Genomic DNA, 18,061 nt, shown 5'->3' on the forward strand with positions numbered 1-18,061 from the left:
CCGCAGCCCATCGCTGCGACCCAACACCGTAACGGTTCGGGGTTGGCAGCGAGAGGATTCATGACACGCCGTCGCTTGATGCTGGTCGCGGGCTTGGCGCTCGTGATCGCTGGATCGCTCGCCACGCCAGCCCTTGCCCAGAAAGGTCTCGCCGCGGAAAGCGCGCGGATCAATGCACTCATGAGTGCCGGCAAATATTCGGAAGCGCTGCCGCTCGCGCAAGGCATGGTCACGAGTCTGGAGAAGGACAACGGCCGCGAGCTCGCCGCCGCTCTCAACAATCTCGGCCAGGTCTATGCCGGTCAGGGCCGCGACGATCTGGCTGAGCCGCTCTACAAGCGCGCTATCGCGCTGATGGAGAAATCGCTCGGTCTCGAAACGCCGCTGGTTTCGGCTGAGCTGACCAATCTCGCCGCGCTCTATCAGCGGCAGGGCCGCTTCACTGAAGCCGAGCCGCTGTTCAAGCGTGCGCTGACTGTGAGCGAAAAGGGCCTGTCGCGCGAGCATCCTGATGTGGGCCGGGCCCTCAACAATCTCGCCACGCTCTACGTCAAGCAGGAACGGCAGGCCGAGGCCGAACCGCTGTTCCAGCGTGCGCTCGCGATCTATCAGAAGGCTGGTGGGCCCGAGCATCCCGCGGTTGCCACGGTCCTCAACAACATCGGCCAGGTCGATCGCGACCTCAATCGCGATGCGGATGCGGAGGCGCCGATCAAGCGTTCCCTCGCGATTCGCGAAAAGGTGCTGGGGGCGGATCATCCCGATGTCGCGCGCTCGCTGAACAACCTCGCCGGGCTCTACGAGCACCAGCAGCGCTATGCCGATGCCGAGCCGCTCTACCACCGAGCTCTCGCGATCCGTGAGCGTGCGCTCGGGCCGGATCACCCTGACGTCGTGACCTCGACCAGCAATCTCGCTTATTTCCTTTATGTCTCCGGACGCACCGCCGACGCGCTGCCGCTGGCGGAACGGACGCTTCGCGGCGATCGCGCGCAGCTGCGTGTGGTGCTGCCGATTTTGTTCTCCGCGCGGCAACAGCATCTGCTGCCCGATGACGAGGCGCTCGACGAAGCGCTGGCCGCGATCCAGCGCGGCACGCAGTCTTCCGCCGCCTCCGCCGTGAACAAGCTCGCGGTGCGGCTTGCCGCCGGCAGCGACCGGCTCGCCGAGCTCGTGCGCAAGGACCAGGATCTCGCGGCCGAGGCCGAGGCGCTCGACAAGGCGATCATCACGGCGGTGTCCAAGCAGGCCGCGCAGCGCGACGTCGCGGCCGAGCAGCGCAGCCGCGCGCGGATCGCGGCGATCGCGAGCGAGCGCGCCGGCCTGCAGAAGACGCTCGCGGTCGAATTTCCCGACTATGCCTCGCTCTCCAACCCGCTGCCGCTCGCGGTGAAGGACATCCAGCCGCTGTTGTCGGCCGACGAAGCCATGACGATCTATTCCGTCGTCGACAAGCGAAGCTATGTCATCGCGATCACGCGCGACGGCGTCGACTGGAAGGAGATTTCCCTCGGCGCGGACGCGCTGACGCAGAAGGTGACGGCGTTCCGCAAAGGGCTCGACGTCGGCAAGGCGCGCGATGCCTCGGGCAAATCGGGATTGTTCGATCTTGCGCTCGCCAACGAGCTCTATGTCGCGCTGCTCGGACCGGTCGAGGCGCTGACGAAAGACAAGCGCAGCCTTTTGGTGGTGCCGTCGGCCGCCCTGACGGCGTTGCCGTTTCATCTGCTCGTCACCGAGATGCCGCAAGCTGCGATCCCGGCCAAGCTCGAAGGCTATCGCAACGCGGCCTGGTTGCTGCGGCGTCAAGCCGTCTCGGTGCTGCCGTCGGTGATCAGCCTGAAATCGCTGCGCGCCTTTGCGCGCAGGGATCAAGGCGTCAAGCCGATGACCGGCTTTGGCGATCCTGTGTTCAACCCTGCGGCCGAAGGGCCTACCGATCGTCGCGCGGCGAGGGACAAGGTTGCCGCGCGCAGCATCGCGACGATTGCCTATACCGATTTCTGGCGCGGTGCCGGTGTCGATCGCGCGCGGCTTGCGCAGGCGCTGCCGCAACTGCCGGATACCGCGGACGAGCTGAACGCGGTGGCCAAGGATGTTGGCGCCGGCGAGGCCGACATCCATCTCGGCCGCGATGCCAGCGAAACGACGCTCAAGCGTGCAGCGCTTGCTCAATACAGCATCATTTACTTTGCGACCCACGGCCTCGTTGCGGGCGACGTCAAGGGACTGGGCGAGCCCTCGCTTGCGCTCTCCATTCCCGATCAGCCCACGGAGCTTGACGATGGCCTGCTCACCGCGAGCGAAGTCGCCCAGCTCAAGCTCAATGCGGATTGGGTTGTGCTGTCGGCCTGCAACACCATCGCCGGTGACAAGCCCGGGGCCGAGGCATTGTCGGGGCTGGCGCGCGCGTTCTTCTATGCCGGCGCCCGCGCGCTGCTGGTCTCGCATTGGGCGGTGGATTCGGAAGCTGCCACCCGCTTGACCATTTCGACTTTCGCTCTGCTCAAAAACGAACCAGGAATCGGCCGTGCCGAAGCTTTGCGCCGCGCGATGTTAACCTACGTTGATGACACCTCGTCGCCGCGCAACGCGTATCCCGCGATGTGGGGGCCGTTCGCGCTGATTGGCGAAGGCGAGGTACGATAAGCCCGCTTGACGGATTGTGCGTCGCAATAACCGTGGGAAACGCTGAATCACGCATTTGGTTGCGCGACCATCCGCGATTTTTTGATGCACCTGCTCAGGGCTGACATGCGCGGCGTTTGGCGCGGTCCTTGAATAAACCAAATCCTGCGGGATCAGCTTGGCAACGCCAGCGTTCATCAGTATTAGGTCGCCCAGCCGAGGCTGGATGGCCTATTGTTCACGGTGACCGCGATGGTGCCAAAGCTTGGTCGTGCTGAGTGTCGCGGGTTCTAGGAGGATTTTTTCGTGCAAGAGATGGGCGTGCGCAACGGTGCCTTCGGCGCCGACAAATTCGGCTTAAAGAATCTCAAGCAGGTTCACTGGAACCTGGGTGCGCCGCAACTCTATCAATACTCGCTCGCAGCGGGCGAGGCGGTGCTGTCCGCCGATGGCGCGCTTTGCGCCGACACCGGTGAGTTCACCGGCCGCAGCCCTAAGGACAAGTTCACGGTGCGTGACGCCACCACCGACAAGAAGATGTGGTGGGCCGGCAACCAGTCGATCACCGCCGAGCAGTTCGAGACGCTCTACCAGGACTTCCTCAAGCACGCCGAAGGCAAGAGCCTGTTCGCGCAGGACCTCTATGGCGGCGCCGATCCGGCCTACCGGATCAAGACCCGCGTCTTCACCGAGCTTGCCTGGCACTCGCTGTTCATCCGCACGCTGCTGATCCGCCCCGAGGCGGTCGAGCTGTCGAGCTTCACGCCGGAGCTCACCATCATCGACATGCCGAGCTTCCGCGCCGATCCGAAGCGCCATGGCTGCAAGTCCGAGAACGTCGTCGCGATCGACTTCGCTCGCAAGATCGTGCTGATCGCCGGCTCCTACTATGCCGGAGAGATGAAGAAGTCGGTCTTCACCACGCTCAACTATTACCTGCCCGAGCGCGGCGTGATGCCGATGCACTGCTCGGCCAATGTCGGCGCCAAGGGCGACGCCGCGATCTTCTTCGGTCTGTCAGGCACCGGCAAGACCACGCTGTCGGCCGATCCGAACCGCACGCTGATCGGTGACGACGAGCACGGCTGGGGCCCGAACGGTATCTTCAATTTCGAAGGCGGCTGCTACGCCAAGTGCATCAAGCTGTCGCAGGAAGCCGAGCCCGAGATTTTCGCGGCCTCGACCCGCTTCGGCGCAGTGCTCGAGAACTGCGTGCTCGACGAAGACACCCGCGTGGTCGATTTCGACGACGGCTCCAAGACCGAGAACACGCGCTCGGCCTATCCGCTCGACTTCATCCCCAACGCCTCGCGCACCGGCCGTGCGCCGCAGCCGAAGAACGTGGTGATGCTCGCCGCCGACGCCTTCGGCGTGTTGCCGCCGATTGCAAAACTCTCGCCGGCGCAGGCGATGTATCACTTCCTGTCCGGCTACACCGCCAAGGTCGCCGGCACCGAGCGCGGCCTCGGCAACGAGCCGCAGCCGGAATTCTCGACCTGCTTCGGCTCGCCTTTCCTGCCGCTCGATCCGAGCGTCTACGGCAACATGCTGCGCGACCTCATTGCCCAGCACAATGTCGATTGCTGGCTGGTCAACACCGGCTGGACCGGCGGCAAGTACGGCACGGGCTCGCGCATGCCGATCAAGGTGACGCGTGCGCTGCTCACCGCGGCGCTCGATGGCTCGCTGCGCAACGTCGAATTCCGTACCGACAAATATTTCGGCTTCGCGGTGCCGACCGCGCTGCCGGGCGTGCCGAGCGAAATCCTCAACCCGGTCAACACCTGGAAGGACAAGGACGAGTTCGACAAGACCGCGCGCGCGCTGGTCGGCATGTTCCAGAAGAACTTCGCCAAGTTCGAAGCCCAGGTCGACGCCGAAGTCCGCGCCGCCGCGCCGGACGTGAAGCTCGCGGCGGAGTAAGACTCCATCGCTTGGAACGCAAAAGGGCGGCCGCGCGGCCGCCCTTTTTGTTTCTCACGAGCTCTCTCCACCGTCATTGCGAGCGGAGCGAAGCAATCCAGAATCCCTCCGCGGAGACAGTCTGGATTGCTTCGCTACGCTCGCAATGACGAGCGTGTGCCGGCAGCTACGCCTTGAAATACGCGATCTGCGTGCTCGTCGCGAGCAGCCGTCCGTTCGGCGACCATAGCTCGGCGTTCTGGTCGGCGTAGCTCTTGTGCATGATCTTCGAATCGGCCGTCGCCAGCACGCGCGTGATGTCTTCGGCTGCGAGCTCGTCGCTGTCGGTGTGGAAATACGTCGTGAGCGACACCGTGCCGAACGGCACCAGCTCGCGCCTTGCGTGGAAGATGCGGCCGAAGAACGCGTCCGACATCGACATCAGCGACAGCATGTCGAGCTTGCGCGGCTCACGATCGCTGATCCAGATTTTCGAATAGGTGCTGGCGAGCTCGGCCTGCGGCGGGCCGATGCGCATCTCGCCCTCGACGAAGCGGAATTCATACTGGTTGGCCCAGGTGGCCTGGATCTTCGGGAACGGCAGCGTCGCTTCGAACGGCTTGGTATCCGGATATTGCGCCACCCTGTGCTCCCAGGACGGCCGGCGCTCGGCGAACACGGCGGTGGCGAGTGTCGCGACCTCGCCGCCGCCCTGCGACAGTTCGACGCTCCAATGCTGGCTGGAGCGGTTGGCCTTCACCAGCCGCATGTCGAGATCGAACGGCCCCTTCGCGATCGGTGCGCAGTAATTGACGGTGAGTGCCAGCGGTTCGCCGGCGGCTTGCGGATGCTCAATCAGCGCGCGCAAGATGGTTGCGGCCGTGGCGCCGCCGAACGGGCCGACAAAGGCCCAGTAGTCGTCGCTGGTGTGTCCCTGCCAGCTAGAGTCACCCGCGGTGATGCGGGTGGCGTCGTCGAACGGGTGCGGGAGCCTGGCGTGCATTTTCTGATCCGGCTTTCAATGACGGCCGTCATATCACGTCCGCCGCCGGCTTGTGCAATTACCTGTCGCGTAACGCCGATTTCACGCCGCGGAAAAATCAGCCTGCCGCGTCGCGCAGGTTTGGCAGCAGCGGCGTGGTCGGGTTGACCGGCACGTTCCAGATCTCCTCGGCGTATTCGCGGATGGTGCGATCCGACGAGAACCACGCCATGCGCGCGACGTTGAGGATGGAGGCGCGCGTCCAGGCCGGCGCCACCTGCCAGCGCGCATCGACACTGCGCTGCGCCTCGTAATAGGAATCGAAATCGGCGCTGACCATGTAATGGTCGAGATAACGCAGCGCGTGTGCGATGGATTCGAAACGTCCGGGGTCGCCGGGCGAGAACTCGCCGCCGCCGATCGCATTGATGGCGCGCTGGAGTTTTGGCGAGTTGCGGATCACGTCGGAGGCGTCCAGGCCCTGCTTGCGCCGGATCATCACGTCGCCGGCTTCCATGCCGAAGATCGCGATGTTCTCGTTGCCGACATGGTCGCGGATTTCGATATTGGCGCCGTCGAGCGTGCCGATGGTGAGGGCACCGTTCAGCGACAGCTTCATGTTGCCGGTGCCCGAGGCCTCCATGCCGGCGGTCGAGATCTGCTCGGACAAATCGGCGGCGGGAATGATGATCTCGGCGAGGCTGACATTGTAGTCCGGCAGGAACACGACCTTGAGCTTGCCGCCGATCGCGGGATCGTTGTTGACGACTTCCGCGACGTCGTTGATCAGCTTGATGATCAGTTTTGCGTATTTGTAGCTCGCCGCCGCCTTGCCGGCGAAGATCTTGACCCGCGGCACCCAATTGCCGTTGGGATCGTCCTTGATCGCCTGGTACAGCGCGACCGTCTCGATGACGTTGAGCAACTGGCGCTTGTATTCGTGGATGCGCTTGATCTGCACGTCGAACAGCGCATTCGGGTCGACCTTGATGCCGAGCCGCTCACCGATCAGGCGCGCCAGCGCGGTCTTGTTGTGAAGCTTGACGCTGCGAAATTTCTTCTGGAATTCGACGTCGCTGGCGCGCGCCTCGATCAGCGAGAGCTGGGTGGGATCGTCGAGCACGGCGTCGCCGCAGGTCTCGCGCAACAAATCCGTTAGCTTCGGGTTCGCCAGCATCAGCCAGCGGCGGAAGGTGATGCCGTTGGTCTTGTTGGTGATGCGGCCGGGATAGAGATGGTTGAGATCGTGAAACACGGTCTCGCGCATCAAGTCCGAATGCATCGCCGAGACGCCGTTGATGCGGTGCGAGCCGACGAAGGCGAGCTGACCCATGCGCACGCGGCGGCCGCTCTTCTCGTCGATCAGCGAGACCGAGGCGCGGAAATCGATGTCGCCGGGCGCGCGCGCTTCGGCGAGCGCCAGATGCTGGACGTTGATGCGGTAGATGATCTCAAGATGGCGCGGCAGCAGCCGCTCGAACAGCTCGACCGGCCAGGTCTCCAGCGCTTCCGGCAGCAGCGTGTGGTTGGTGTAGGAGAGGGTTGCGACCGTGATCTTCCAGGCCTCGTCCCAGCGGAAATTGTGCAGGTCGATCAGGATCCGCATCAGCTCGGTGACGGCAAGGCTCGGATGCGTATCGTTGAGCTGCACCGCGACCTTGGACGACAGGCTGCGGAGCTGTCCGTCGGACGAGAGGTGGCGCTTCACCAGATCCTGCAGCGAAGCCGAGACGAAGAAATATTCCTGGCGCAGGCGCAATTCGCGCCCCGCGGGGCTCTCATCGTTCGGATAGAGGAATTTGCAGATGGCTTCGGCGCGCGACTGCTCGGCGCTGGCGCTGACATAGTCGCCCTTGTTGAAGGCGTCGAGCTTCAACGGATCGGGCGAGCGCGCCGACCACAGCCGCAGCGCATTGACGTGCTGGCCGCGCCAGCCGACGATCGGCGTGTCATAGGCGAGCGCCTGCACGGTCTCGGACGGATGCCAGATCGCGCGGTCGCGGCCCTTGTCGTCGACATGCTCGACGCCGCCGCCGAAATTGATGTCGTAGATCACTTCGGGCCGCTGCAATTCCCAGGGGTTGCCGAAGCCGAGCCATTCGTCCGGATATTCCTGCTGCCAGCCTTGATTGATGATCTGGCGGAACAGGCCGAAATCGTAGCGGATGCCGTAACCGATCGCGGGGATCGACAGCGTCGCCATGCTCTCCATGAAGCAGGCGGCGAGGCGGCCGAGGCCGCCATTGCCGAGCGCCGCATCCGGTTCGCATTTGCGCAGCTCAGGCAGCGACACGCCGAGGTCGCCGAGCGCGACCTCGAAGATTTTCAGCAGCCCCATGTTGTTCAGCGCGTCGGTGAAGAGGCGGCCGATCAGAAATTCGAGCGAGAGATAATAGACGCGCTTGCGGCCCGCGTCGTAGCTGTGCTTCTCGGCCGTGAGCCAGCGATGCACGATGCGATCGCGCAGCGCCAGCGCCGCGGCCTGATACCAGTCGTGCTTGGTCGCCATGCCGGCGTCCTTGCCGATGGCAAGGCGCAGCTTCGCCAGGATCGCGCCCTTGATCTCGGCCAGCGCGAGCTCGTCGATGGGCTGCGTGGGGGCGGAAAAATTTGGCTGGAACGATTGATCTTGCAAGGCCGTCACTTCCTGGTCGACAGAAACACCACTAACCCTACGCATCGTGCCTTTGCACCGGTACCATCGCTGGTGCGGACATGAACTGCGCTGGCGTAAAATTATGCAAGGAACGGGCCGGTTTGGGAACCCGGGCGAGCACGGAGAAACGCAGATTTGCTGCTAGAATGGCGGCCAATTCAGCCATCAGTGTGGAGGAAACGCGCCATGAAACTGCTGACGCGACTGCTGATCGAAATCGCCGCTGCGGGCCTGCTCGTCGTCTGCATCACCGCGTCCAGCGCTGCGTTTGCCGCTGGCAAATCCGGCCGCAGCGCCGACGGCCTCAGCTGCGGCTTTTCTGTCCCGCAAAATGCGTCGCCCGCCGCCCGTTGCGCCGCCATCAAGCGTCAATGCGGCGGCAAGTTCTATGCAAATGCGTGCGGGGACAGGCTGGTCGCGAATTGAGGCGCCGCCGCGCGGTTCGCGAGCTCAGGCCGCCTTCGCCTGCACGTCCTCGCAAAACTCCGCCAGCCGCTCCGCGAGCCGCAGCGTCGCGGAGCTCGCGTTCGGCGCGGCCATCAGTGCCACCTCGGTGCGATTGATCGGCGCAAAGCCGTCCTTGGCCGTCAGCACGCGATGGTCTGACTGGATCGACATCTCCGACAGAATGCTCAGGCCCATGCCGGCGGCAACTGCGGCCTGAATACCGGCGAGGCTCGACGACATATAGGACATGTGCCACGCACGGCCGGAGCTCTCGAGCGCATGAATCGCGCCGGCGCGGTAGAGGCAGCCGAGCGGAAAGCCGATCAGCGGCACAGACGGCACGTTGACGTCGACAGGATGACTCTTGCTGGTGACCCAATGCACTTCCTCGGGCCATACGGCGATCGCGTCCCTCCCTCCGGCCTCGCGCTTGAACAGCGCGAGATCGAGCTCGCCGCGTTCGAGATCGCGGGCGAGGTTCTTGCTCTGGTCGGCGCGCACGTCGAGCCGAAGGTTCGGATGCGAGCGTGCAAAGGCGCCCAGCAACTTTGCCAGACGGTATGCCGCAAAATCCTCAGGGATGCCGAGCCGGACCGCGCCCCCGTCGGGCTCGCGCAGCACGTCGCGTGCTTCTTCCGCAAGCGACAGCAGCCGCCGCGCATAGGACAGCAGCCGTTCGCCGGCTTCGGTGGGGCGCACGTCCTTGCCGTCGCGATGCAGCAGCACCTGGCCGACGTCTTCCTCCAGCCGCTTGATCTGCTGGCTCACGGTCGATTGGGTGCGGTGGACCCGCTCGCCGGCGCGGGTGAAGCCGCCGGCCTCGACCACCGAGACGAAGCTGCGCAGCAGCTCGAGATCGAGCATATCCGCCTCCATTCGAAAATCCACTGATTGGCAGTTAATCATTTAATTTCCAAATGGCAAGCCGGCTCCCTAGATCGGAAGCTCAGGAGAATGCCCCATGTCGCTCGCCACCTCGCTTCCCGCCCCCCGCAGCCGCTTCAGCACGCTGCCGTTCGCCATCGGGCTGTTTTGCCTGCTCTGGAGCTATGCCTTCGTCGCCGGCAAGATCGGCGTCACCCATTGCCCGCCGCTGATCCTGCTCGCCGCGCGTTTCTCGCTCGCCGGCATCTTGATCCTGGGGGCCACGATGGTCCGTGGCGACTGGTCGCTGTCGTGGCGCGATGCCGCGATCTTCGCGGTGCTCGGGATCGCCAACAACGCGCTCTATCTCGGGCTTGGCTATACCGGCCTGCAATCGGTCTCCGCCGGCCTCGGCGGTCTGATCGTCTCGGCCAATCCGGTCTTCACCGCCGCGTTAGCGGCGCTGTTGCTCGGCGAAGGCATGACCTGGCGCAAGGCGAGCGGCCTCCTACTCGGCATCATCGGCGTGACGGCAATCGTCTGGCACCGGCTGTCGGTCGGCACCGACTCGTTTCACGGCATTGTCTTCACGCTGGCCTCACTCGCCTCCATCGTCGCCGGCACGATCCTGTTCAAGCTGCTCGCGCCCAAGGGAAGCCTGTGGATCGGCAACGGCGTGCAGAATCTCGCGGCCGGCATCGTGCTGACGCCGGTCGCGCTCACCTTTGCCGACGTCCACGCCATTGACTTTACGCCGGGTCTGATCGGCGCCTTCGCCTTCCTGGTGCTCGGCGGCTCGATCCTCGCCTACTGGCTCTGGTTTCATCTCCTGAAAGTGTGTGGCGCCACCGCTGCCAGCGCCTATCATTTCCTGATGCCGCCGCTCGGCATGCTGTTCGCCTTCCTCGTGCTCGGCGAGCATGTCGAGGCCCGTGATCTGCTCGGAATCATTCCGGTCGCACTCGGCATCTATCTCGTGACGCGGCCCGCCAAATCGGTCTCTTAGGAGGAGTTCAACATGCCCATCTCCATCACCCTGATCGGCGGCCCCACCGCGCTGATCGAGATCGACGGCTTTCGCCTGCTCACCGATCCGACCTTCGACGACGCGCACACCGCCTATCAGCTGCCACATGTGAAGCTGGAGAAGACCATCGGTCCCGCGATGAAGGCCGACGCGATCGGCCCGGTCGATGCCGTGCTGCTCAGCCACGACCAGCATTCGGACAATCTCGACAATGCGGGCCGTGAATTCCTGAAGCACGCCAAGCGCGTGCTGACGACAGAGGCCGGTGCCAAGCGGCTCGGCGGGCATGCCGAGGGTCTTGCGCCCTGGGCGACCGCGCATCTGAAAGACCGCGACGGCAATGCGCTGACGATCACCGCGACACCTGCGCGCCATGGCCCGGCCGGCATCGAGCCGCTGTCGGGCGATGTCATCGGCTTCGTGGTGTCCTCGAGCCGGAAGGACACCACCTCGGTCTATATCAGCGGCGACACCACCTGGTTCGACGGCGTCGCCGAGGTCGCGCGCCGCTTCAAATGTGGCGTGGTGCTGCCCTTCGCCGGCGCCGCGCAAACGCGCGGGCCGTTCCATCTCACCATGGACACCAACGACACCATCGAGACCGCGCGCGCCTTTCCCGATGCGATGATCGTGCCCGTGCACACCGAAGGCTGGGCACATTTCCGCCAGAACAGCGAGGATCTGCGCAAGACGTTTGACGTGCTGGGTTTCGGCACGCGGCTGCGCCTGCTGGAGCCGGGCGTGCCGACGGTGGTCGAAGCGCCGTAGCTGCCGCAGCTGTCATGCCCCGGCTTGACCGGGGCATCCAGCACGCCGCGGCGGTCGTTGTGAGAGCGAGCTCCTTAACGCCGGCCTCTGGAATACTGGGTCGCCCGGTCAAGCCGGGCGACGACGAGAGGAGAGAGCGTCGCCCCTCAATCCTTCCTGAAAACAATCGACGCCATCCATCCCGTCATCAGCGCCATCGCCGCCGTGACGAGGCCATAGATCAGCCCGTTCTGCCGCGCGGTCGTTGCGACGAACTGCTCGAAGCCGACCTTGACGATCTCGAAGGCGGTCTCGGTCTTGCCGATGAACGCGCCGTTGGCAAACAGCTTGATCTCGACCTCATAGGTGCCGATCGGCACCTCGGCCGGCAGCGGAATGCCGGTGCGGAACAGTGTCGGCGTCAAAAACGTCACCGCGCTCGCATCCTCGCGATAGAGCCCGCGCTGGGTGCGCAAGCGAATGAACGCAGATCGAAAAGCATCGTTCGGCACCACATCGGCATAATCGCCGCTGACACGCTGGGTCAGCAGCACGTTGTTCAGCCCGATCTGCTGCCGCCGCGCGATCTCGGGCGAGGTGATGACGTCGAAGGAGCGGTTCGCGAACAGCGCCAGATAGCTCGGCACTTGCAGGAACTGCCGGTAATCCGTGTTGATCCAGATGCCGAAGGTGCGCTCCTTGCGCCGCGTCACCATGTCGGCGCGCGGGCCCATCACGGTGACGACGAGATCGTAAGCGGTGCGGTCGGCAGGCGTCGTGGCGTCCTTCTCGACCGAGCCGAACAGCACCAGCTCCTCGCCCGAATAATTCGGCGTCACGGTGACCCGGTGGTTGGAGACCGACACGATCAGCCGCTCGGCGTGCGCGATTGAGCCGAGCAGCAGGACGAGCAGGGCTGCCAAAAGTGTGCGCATCATCCGCTCACCCCGAGCTCACGGATGGTGAAGAGGTCCTCGGGCCGGATCACCAGCTCGATCGCAAAGCGGACGCCGACCGAGAGGATCAGCAAGCCCAGCAGCAGCCGCAGCTGCTCGCCGCGGATCTTCTGGCCGGCACGGGCGCCGAACTGCGCGCCGGTGACGCCGCCGACCATCAGGATCAGCGCCAGCACGGCATCGACGAGATGATTGGTCACCGCGTGCAGCAAGGTCGCGAACAGCATGGTGACCAGCGTCAGGACCATCGAGGTCCCGATCACCGTCGATGTCGGCACTCGCAAGACATAGATCATGATCGGCACGAGAATAAAACCGCCGCCGATGCCCATGATGGCGCCGATGAAGCCGATCACGATGCCGACGATCACGATCGGAATGACCGAGAGATAGATCTTCGAGCGCTTGAACCGCATTTTCAGCGGCAGGCCATGGATCCAGTTATGCGTGCGCCGTGGCGGCACCGCGCCGCGCCGGGTCCGCATCAGCGCGCGCAGGCCCTCGGAGAACATCAGGCTGCCGACGGTGGTGAGCAGCACGACGTAGGACAGCGCGATCATCAGGTCGAGCTGCCCGAGCGCGCGCAGCTGCGTGAAAGTCCACACGCCGAGCGCCGTCCCGGTCACGCCGCCGCACAGCAATACGCTCGCCAGCGCCGGATCGATCGCGCGCCGCCGCCAGTAGGACAGCGCGCCAGAAAATGAGGAGGCCGCGATGTGGCTCGCCACGGAGGCGACCGCGACCGCCGGCGTGATGCCGATGAAGATCAAAAGCGGCGTCATCAGAAAACCACCGCCGATCCCGAACATGCCGGAGACGAAGCCGACCGCCGCGCCCATCGCCAGCACCAGGAAGACGTTGACCGGAAGATCGGCGATCGGGAGATAAAGCTGCATTGAACCACGCACCGGCGGGACGGATCGATTGCCGCGTCCCTCAATAGCGGAATTCATCGCGGGGAGGGATCAGGAATTTGGGGCGTGGTGAATGATGGCGGCGGGGATCAGATGGGAGGTTACTACCTGCCGAGAAGCTCGCCACATTCTCCGCTGTCATGCCCCGGCTTGACCGGGGCATCCAGTACGCCGCGCGCGTTGTTGTGAGAGCGAGCTCCTTAACGCCGGCCTCTGGAATACTGGATCGCCCGGTCAAGCCGGGCGACGACAAGAGCAAGAGGAAAGAGCGTACTAAGTCGATCAGCGCGCGGCCGACGCCGACTTCTTGCTCGCGACCGGCTTCGGCGCGGGCTTTGCGTTTGCCTGCGGCGCGCTGTCCCAGCCGCCGTTCGGGGCCGGAACGTTGACGGCGTCGTCGGGCTGCGGCTCGGCGCTGAACGTCTGGATCGCGAGCTTGGCGGCGGCGAGCGATTGCGGGTCGAGACGCGTGGCGACATCGTCGCGCTTGCCGGACGCATCCGCGTCACCCTGGGCGGCCGCGAGGCTGAACCATTTGTAGGATTCTGCGAGGTTCTGTTCGACGCCGATGCCGCGGGCATAGAGGATGCCGAGGTTGAACTGGCTGTCGGCGACGCCGCGATCGGCGGCCTTGCGGAACCACTGTGCCGCGCTCTTGTAATTGGCGCCGCGTCCGCCGCCGTCGGCATCGAGCACCGCGAGATTGTGCATGGCCTTGGCATTGCCGCGCTCGGCGGCCTGGGTGTAGTAGCGGCGGGCGATGTCGGCGTCTTTCTTCACGCCGAGGCCCTTTTCGTAGAGCGTGCCGAGGCGGAAGGTTGCGGGCACCACGCCAGCCTGCGCCGCGCGGTCATACCATTTCGCGGCTTCGTCATAGTTTGCAGCCACGCCCTTGCCCTCGGCAAAGCGCACGCCGACCTCATAGGCCGCGGTCGCGTCGCCCTTCATCGCGGCAGTACGCAAGCCGGGGCCGCCGATGCCGTCGGGCAGCTTCTCGCTGGGCGGCACCTGCACCATGCTGAGCCGCGCGCGGCTGGCGGCCGACAGCGCGCCGGTGACGTCGCTGGAGGCAGGCGGCGGCGCGACTGGGGCCGGCGGAATTTCAACCGAGGCCGAGCTGCCGGCGTTCGCGGGCAGGGCCGGCGCGGCATTGTTCTGCGATTGCTTGCCGATCGGCGTCGGCGAAGTCATCGACGGCGTGATCTGCTCGGGGGTCGCCGGCTTGGTCTCGACCGGCGGCGGTGCCTGCGGCGCGGGCGCGGGCGAGGAATTCTCCATCGCCTGCGGTGACGGCGGCGGGCTGCCGCCATCGAGCAGGTTCATCGCCATCTTGAAGGTGCCGAGCACGATCACGACCACGCTCGCGCCGACCAGCAGCGAGCGGATTTTTGAGGTGATGGTCGAGGCGCCTTCCTGGCCCTTGTCCTTGGCACGAGCGATTGCGGCCTTGGCGCCGCGGGCGGGCTTTTCCGGCGGTTGCGCGGCGGCAGCTTGCGCGGCGCGGCGCGCGGCGGCGATGAAGCTCGACGACGACACCGGCTCCTTCGGCGCGGCGGGAATTTCGCTGATCGCGCTCTCGGAGGCGGCAATGCGCTCCGACGGCGTGGCAACGCGCCCGCCCGGCCGGGTGCCCGGCTCGAGCGGATGATCCGGCGGCAATTCGGGCGCGATCGCGGCGCGCGCGGGCGCCGTGTGCGGCTCGAGGATCTCGCTGATCGCGCGCGGCGGCAAGGGTGGTGCGACTTGCGGCGCCATCGGCACTGGCGGCGGCGGTGCGGCCGGTGCGGCGGCAGCGTGGAATTCGCGCGGCGCAGCGACGAATGCCGACTGCGCGTGTTGTGCAGCGGCCGGGTTGGGAAGCTCCGGCTTCGGATCGTATTTCGGCTGCTGGTGCTGCTGCTGTGGCCGCGGCTCACGCGCCATCGGCGCGGGCTCCATCGGGGCGGCCATCGGCATCGTCATGGGCATCGGCGCGGGGGCCGGCGGCGCGGTGCGCACCGCGCGCAGATCACCCTCGATCATCGAGAGACGGTCGACGACATGGCCGAGCGCACTGTGGACGGCGTCGAGCGAGTCCTGGGTGCTGCGGTTGGTCTCGGACTGGCTGAAGCGGATGTCGGAGAGCTCGCGCTTGACGAGATCGACCATTCCGGAATCGGCGGGGGGAGCGGAATTGCGGCTCTCGGCGAGTGCCGAATAGGTCGCCTGCTGCCGTTCCAGATGCCTGAGGATGTCGTGCAGCCCGTCCTCGACGCGGCTGAGATTGCCGCCGCGCGGATCGGAGGCGGCCTCGATGCGCTCCAGCAGATACGAGACCCGCTGTTCGAGATGGGCAAAGGTCGAGGCGGAATCGTTGCCGACCTGCATACGGTCGAACCGGTCCGACAGTGCGCGGATCGCGGCTTCCAGATGTTCGCTGCTCTCGGTCGGTTGCGGTCGCTCGCGCGTTTCCAGCGCGGCTGTGAGCGCAGCGATACGCTGCTCCAGCACCGCAAAGCTGTCGCCGTTGCCGGACGAGCGGTTGACCTGGTCGACCTTGGACGACAGCAGCTGCACGTCGTCCGAAAGCCGTGCCAGCGCTTCGTTGGAGGCGACGTTGGAGACGATGCCGCGCAGCGCGGCGATCGCGCCTTCGAGCTGACGCACCGTCGAGGGATCGTCATTGGCGCGCAGGATCAGGTCGAGCTTGGCGCCGAGATTGCGGATCGCCTCGTCATAGCCGGTGAGCTGCTCGGCCGGCGTCAGCGTGCGCAGCACCTGCTTGATGTCGGACAGCGCGCGCTCGATGCCTGACAACACCTGTCCGTCGGTGCCGTTGGACCGGGTCTCGTCGATGCGACGGTGCAGCGAGCGGATCTCGTTCTCGATCGACTCGATCGCGCGCCGCGGCATCGCTTCGGTGATGGCGTTGCGGATCTCGGCGAGCTCGGAACGGAAGCCGTTGATCGCCTGCTCGGTATTGTCAGGACGCTGCAGCGATTCGATCTGGCTCGTGATCTTCAGCAAATGGCGTTCGAGCGACGAGAAATCCGGCCCTGCTTGCGGTGGCGGCGGAGCATAGGCAGGCGCGGGCGGCGCCATCGAAGGCGCGTAAGGAGCAGTCCAGGGAGCAGCACTGGGCGCAATCGAGGGCGCAGCGCGCGGCGGCACCTGGCGCGGCGCAAAACCGTCGAGCTCGCTCTGGCGCGCCGTGATCTCGGCGACGGCCACGTCGAACGACGCGGGGCTCAGGGGAGGTGAGCTGCGATAGACTTGCGCTGCCGCGCGTTCGACCGCATCGGCCTGGCGCTGGCGTGTTTCGACGGGTGCCGGTGCCTGCCGCGGAGCCTGAGGCTGTTGCTGCGGCTTTGAGATTTGCGACAGGCGCGCATCGAGCCGCGAGATTGCGTCGTTGAGCTGACGCGCAACGCCCTGCTCGCGCGAGACGTCTCTTTCGCGAGACGGGTCCTGGCGCGGTGAGGGCTTCGAAATCCGTTCGATCTGCTGGGTGATCGCGTCGAGCCGCTGATGGATGTCGGCGACTTCGCGACTCTCCTGGCTCGGTGCCTGGCTCGGCATTTGCTGCGCGCGCGGATCGTGACGTTGATCCTGACGTTGATCGTGACGTTGATCTTGGCGCTGATCGTAAGGGCCGCGAAAGTTTGGCGGGGCAGTCTCGCCGAGCGTGGAGTTCAGCCAATCGTTGAGTGACATGCCGGCACGACGCGCAGCAGCTTCGGCCCGCTCCCTGACGGATGGATCGATGCCGTCAACACTCCACGATACGCGCGAATTCATGACTCTGTCCGGTTCCGACTTCGGCGCCCCACCCGGCACCTCCAGCCTTCCCTCGCGTGCCGGTTGCAAAGACAATCGGATTTGGCGCGGGTCGTCTGCCTCGAAAACCGACTTTTGTCTGTTACGGTAAATAACGGGTTAAGGAACCCGTTGACGGTGTCTTAAAGTTGGGCGGCCGGAACCCTGGGGGTGGCTGGCTGGACCGGTGTCGCTGCATCCGCTGCCGCCGCCACATACTCAGCGTCGTCGCCCGCGAAGGCGGGCGATCCAGTACGCCGCGGCGGCTCGATTCCAGCCGCGCCGCCCTCGCAGTACTGGATGCCCCGCCTTTGCGGGGCATGACACGGTGGGTGTGATGACAGTCTCTCGCAGCATCGGGCGGTCGACTAGCCCTTCCCCTCCCGCTTGCCGTCCTCCAGCGGCACCACCGTGCCCGTATCCTTACCCTTGCCGCTCATCGCCGACAGCGCCTCGAGGGCCTCCTCGCAAAAGTCGGCCACCAGCTGCTCGTGGCGGGCGCCGAGCTGGAGCAGCAGCAGATTACCGAGGTCGAGCACGCCGGACGCCGTCCCTTCCGGAAAACGCTTTTTCAGGATGCGCTCGTAATTGGTGTGGCGGTCGCGGTGGTGCTCCAGGCGGGCCATCAGATCGGTCCGCATCGGCTCGATGTCGATGCTGTCGAGCGCATGCAGGCGGACCAGCAGGTCGTCCTTGATCGAGGGGGGCGTGCTTGGCCGCGCGGCCCAGTGCCGCAGCGCTGTTCGCCCTTCCGGAGTGAGCGTATAGATGAGCTTATTGGGTTTGCCTGATTGCACGACCTCGCGGCCCTGGATGTAGCCGCGGTCGCGTAGCTTGGAGAGCTCGCGGTAGATCTGCTGGTGATCGGCCTTCCAGAAGAAGCCGATCGAGGAGTCGAACGTCTTGGCGAGCTCGTAGCCCGTCATCGGACGTTCCGTCAGGCATGCGAGGATTGCGTCGCCCAGCGCCATGGCACCAGCTCCCTTTAGAAGTCTCGACCAATTGACTTGACTTTATGCGCATTGGTGCATATGCGTCAATGTGCATATGAAGCGGCCCACGGTCGGGCCTCGAGACCCGACCCAAAAACCCAGCGGAATCAACCCCTTCGCTACTGTGTATGGGGTTGTTTTCGAGTTTTTT

Annotated in this window: 12 protein-coding genes; 5 read left to right on the forward strand and 7 right to left on the reverse strand. The window is 65.3% G+C overall.

Features of this window, described 5'->3' with window-relative positions; genetic code table 11:
* Positions 1-60 precede the first annotated feature (60 nt).
* Complete coding sequence (locus B5V03_RS14000) at positions 61-2,649, forward strand: CHAT domain-containing tetratricopeptide repeat protein (RefSeq protein WP_129270866.1); 2,589 nt, start codon at positions 61-63, stop codon at positions 2,647-2,649.
* A gap of 285 nt (positions 2,650-2,934) precedes the next feature.
* On the forward strand, positions 2,935-4,551 hold the full coding sequence (locus B5V03_RS14005) for a phosphoenolpyruvate carboxykinase (protein ID WP_129270867.1): 1,617 nt from the start codon (positions 2,935-2,937) through the stop codon (positions 4,549-4,551).
* Positions 4,552-4,717: 166 nt separating this feature from the next.
* Here the strand turns inward: B5V03_RS14005 and B5V03_RS14010 are convergent, their stop codons facing one another.
* Positions 4,718-5,533 (reverse strand): acyl-CoA thioesterase, encoded by an 816-nt coding sequence (locus B5V03_RS14010; RefSeq protein WP_129270868.1) that lies wholly within the window; start codon positions 5,531-5,533, stop codon positions 4,718-4,720.
* A 97-nt stretch (positions 5,534-5,630) separates the two neighbouring features.
* On the reverse strand, positions 5,631-8,147 hold the full coding sequence (locus tag B5V03_RS14015) for a glycogen/starch/alpha-glucan phosphorylase (RefSeq protein ID WP_164987990.1): 2,517 nt from the start codon (positions 8,145-8,147) through the stop codon (positions 5,631-5,633).
* Between the two features lie 207 nt (positions 8,148-8,354).
* Between B5V03_RS14015 and B5V03_RS14020 the strand changes: the two genes are divergently transcribed.
* Positions 8,355-8,594 carry a hypothetical protein gene (locus B5V03_RS14020; protein ID WP_129270870.1) on the forward strand — a complete coding sequence of 80 codons (240 nt, stop codon included), beginning with the start codon at positions 8,355-8,357 and terminating at the stop codon, positions 8,592-8,594.
* Positions 8,595-8,618: 24 nt separating this feature from the next.
* Here B5V03_RS14020 and B5V03_RS14025 read toward each other — a convergent pair whose 3' ends face one another.
* Positions 8,619-9,479 carry a LysR family transcriptional regulator gene (locus tag B5V03_RS14025; RefSeq protein WP_164987991.1) on the reverse strand — a complete coding sequence of 287 codons (861 nt, stop codon included), beginning with the start codon at positions 9,477-9,479 and terminating at the stop codon, positions 8,619-8,621.
* Positions 9,480-9,576: 97 nt separating this feature from the next.
* Here B5V03_RS14025 and B5V03_RS14030 point away from each other — a divergent pair, with 97 nt between their 5' ends.
* Both B5V03_RS14030 and B5V03_RS14035 read left to right on the forward strand, forming a co-directional pair.
* Positions 9,577-10,485 (forward strand): DMT family transporter, encoded by a 909-nt coding sequence (locus B5V03_RS14030; RefSeq protein ID WP_129270872.1) that lies wholly within the window; start codon positions 9,577-9,579, stop codon positions 10,483-10,485.
* A 12-nt stretch (positions 10,486-10,497) separates the two neighbouring features.
* Positions 10,498-11,274: an MBL fold metallo-hydrolase gene (locus tag B5V03_RS14035; protein WP_129270873.1), complete on the forward strand. Its 777-nt coding sequence runs from the start codon at positions 10,498-10,500 to the stop codon at positions 11,272-11,274.
* Between the two features lie 146 nt (positions 11,275-11,420).
* On the opposite strand, the gene B5V03_RS14040 is transcribed toward B5V03_RS14035, so the two are convergent.
* The 4 genes from B5V03_RS14040 to B5V03_RS14060 all read right to left on the reverse strand — a co-directional run bounded on the left by B5V03_RS14040 (position 11,421) and on the right by B5V03_RS14060 (position 17,889).
* The gene (locus B5V03_RS14040) at positions 11,421-12,191 is read right to left on the reverse strand and encodes a TIGR02186 family protein (protein WP_129270874.1); all 771 of its coding nucleotides are present in this window, start codon (positions 12,189-12,191) and stop codon (positions 11,421-11,423) included.
* On the reverse strand, positions 12,188-13,105 hold the full coding sequence (locus B5V03_RS14045) for a sulfite exporter TauE/SafE family protein (protein ID WP_129270875.1): 918 nt from the start codon (positions 13,103-13,105) through the stop codon (positions 12,188-12,190). Before B5V03_RS14045 ends, B5V03_RS14040 begins: the two co-directional genes overlap by 4 nt.
* Before the next feature lie 300 nt (positions 13,106-13,405).
* A complete protein-coding gene (locus tag B5V03_RS14055; protein WP_129270877.1) occupies positions 13,406-16,900 on the reverse strand; it encodes a tetratricopeptide repeat protein in 3,495 nt (1,164 codons plus the stop codon).
* Between the two features lie 386 nt (positions 16,901-17,286).
* The gene (locus tag B5V03_RS14060; protein WP_129270878.1) at positions 17,287-17,889 is read right to left on the reverse strand and encodes a PadR family transcriptional regulator; all 603 of its coding nucleotides are present in this window, start codon (positions 17,887-17,889) and stop codon (positions 17,287-17,289) included.
* Positions 17,890-18,061 lie beyond the last annotated feature (172 nt).

It is taken from the genome of Bradyrhizobium betae, assembly GCF_004123905.1.
Taxonomy (GTDB): Bacteria; Pseudomonadota; Alphaproteobacteria; order Rhizobiales; family Xanthobacteraceae; genus Bradyrhizobium; species Bradyrhizobium betae_A.

Bases quoted from the DNA above. Each gene is read 5' to 3' on its own strand.
- B5V03_RS14055 (WP_129270877.1), bottom strand. From the start codon at position 16,900: ATGAATTCGCGCGTATCGTGGAGTGTTGACGGCATCGATCCATCCGTC.
- B5V03_RS14030 (WP_129270872.1), top strand. From the start codon at position 9,577: ATGTCGCTCGCCACCTCGCTTCCCGCCCCCCGCAGCCGCTTCAGCACG.
- B5V03_RS14020 (WP_129270870.1), top strand. From the start codon at position 8,355: ATGAAACTGCTGACGCGACTGCTGATCGAAATCGCCGCTGCGGGCCTG.
- B5V03_RS14035 (WP_129270873.1), top strand. From the start codon at position 10,498: ATGCCCATCTCCATCACCCTGATCGGCGGCCCCACCGCGCTGATCGAG.
- B5V03_RS14000 (WP_129270866.1), top strand. From the start codon at position 61: ATGACACGCCGTCGCTTGATGCTGGTCGCGGGCTTGGCGCTCGTGATC.
- B5V03_RS14060 (WP_129270878.1), bottom strand. From the start codon at position 17,889: ATGGCGCTGGGCGACGCAATCCTCGCATGCCTGACGGAACGTCCGATG.
- B5V03_RS14025 (WP_164987991.1), bottom strand. From the start codon at position 9,479: ATGCTCGATCTCGAGCTGCTGCGCAGCTTCGTCTCGGTGGTCGAGGCC.
- B5V03_RS14040 (WP_129270874.1), bottom strand. From the start codon at position 12,191: ATGATGCGCACACTTTTGGCAGCCCTGCTCGTCCTGCTGCTCGGCTCA.
- B5V03_RS14045 (WP_129270875.1), bottom strand. From the start codon at position 13,105: ATGCAGCTTTATCTCCCGATCGCCGATCTTCCGGTCAACGTCTTCCTG.
- B5V03_RS14010 (WP_129270868.1), bottom strand. From the start codon at position 5,533: ATGCACGCCAGGCTCCCGCACCCGTTCGACGACGCCACCCGCATCACC.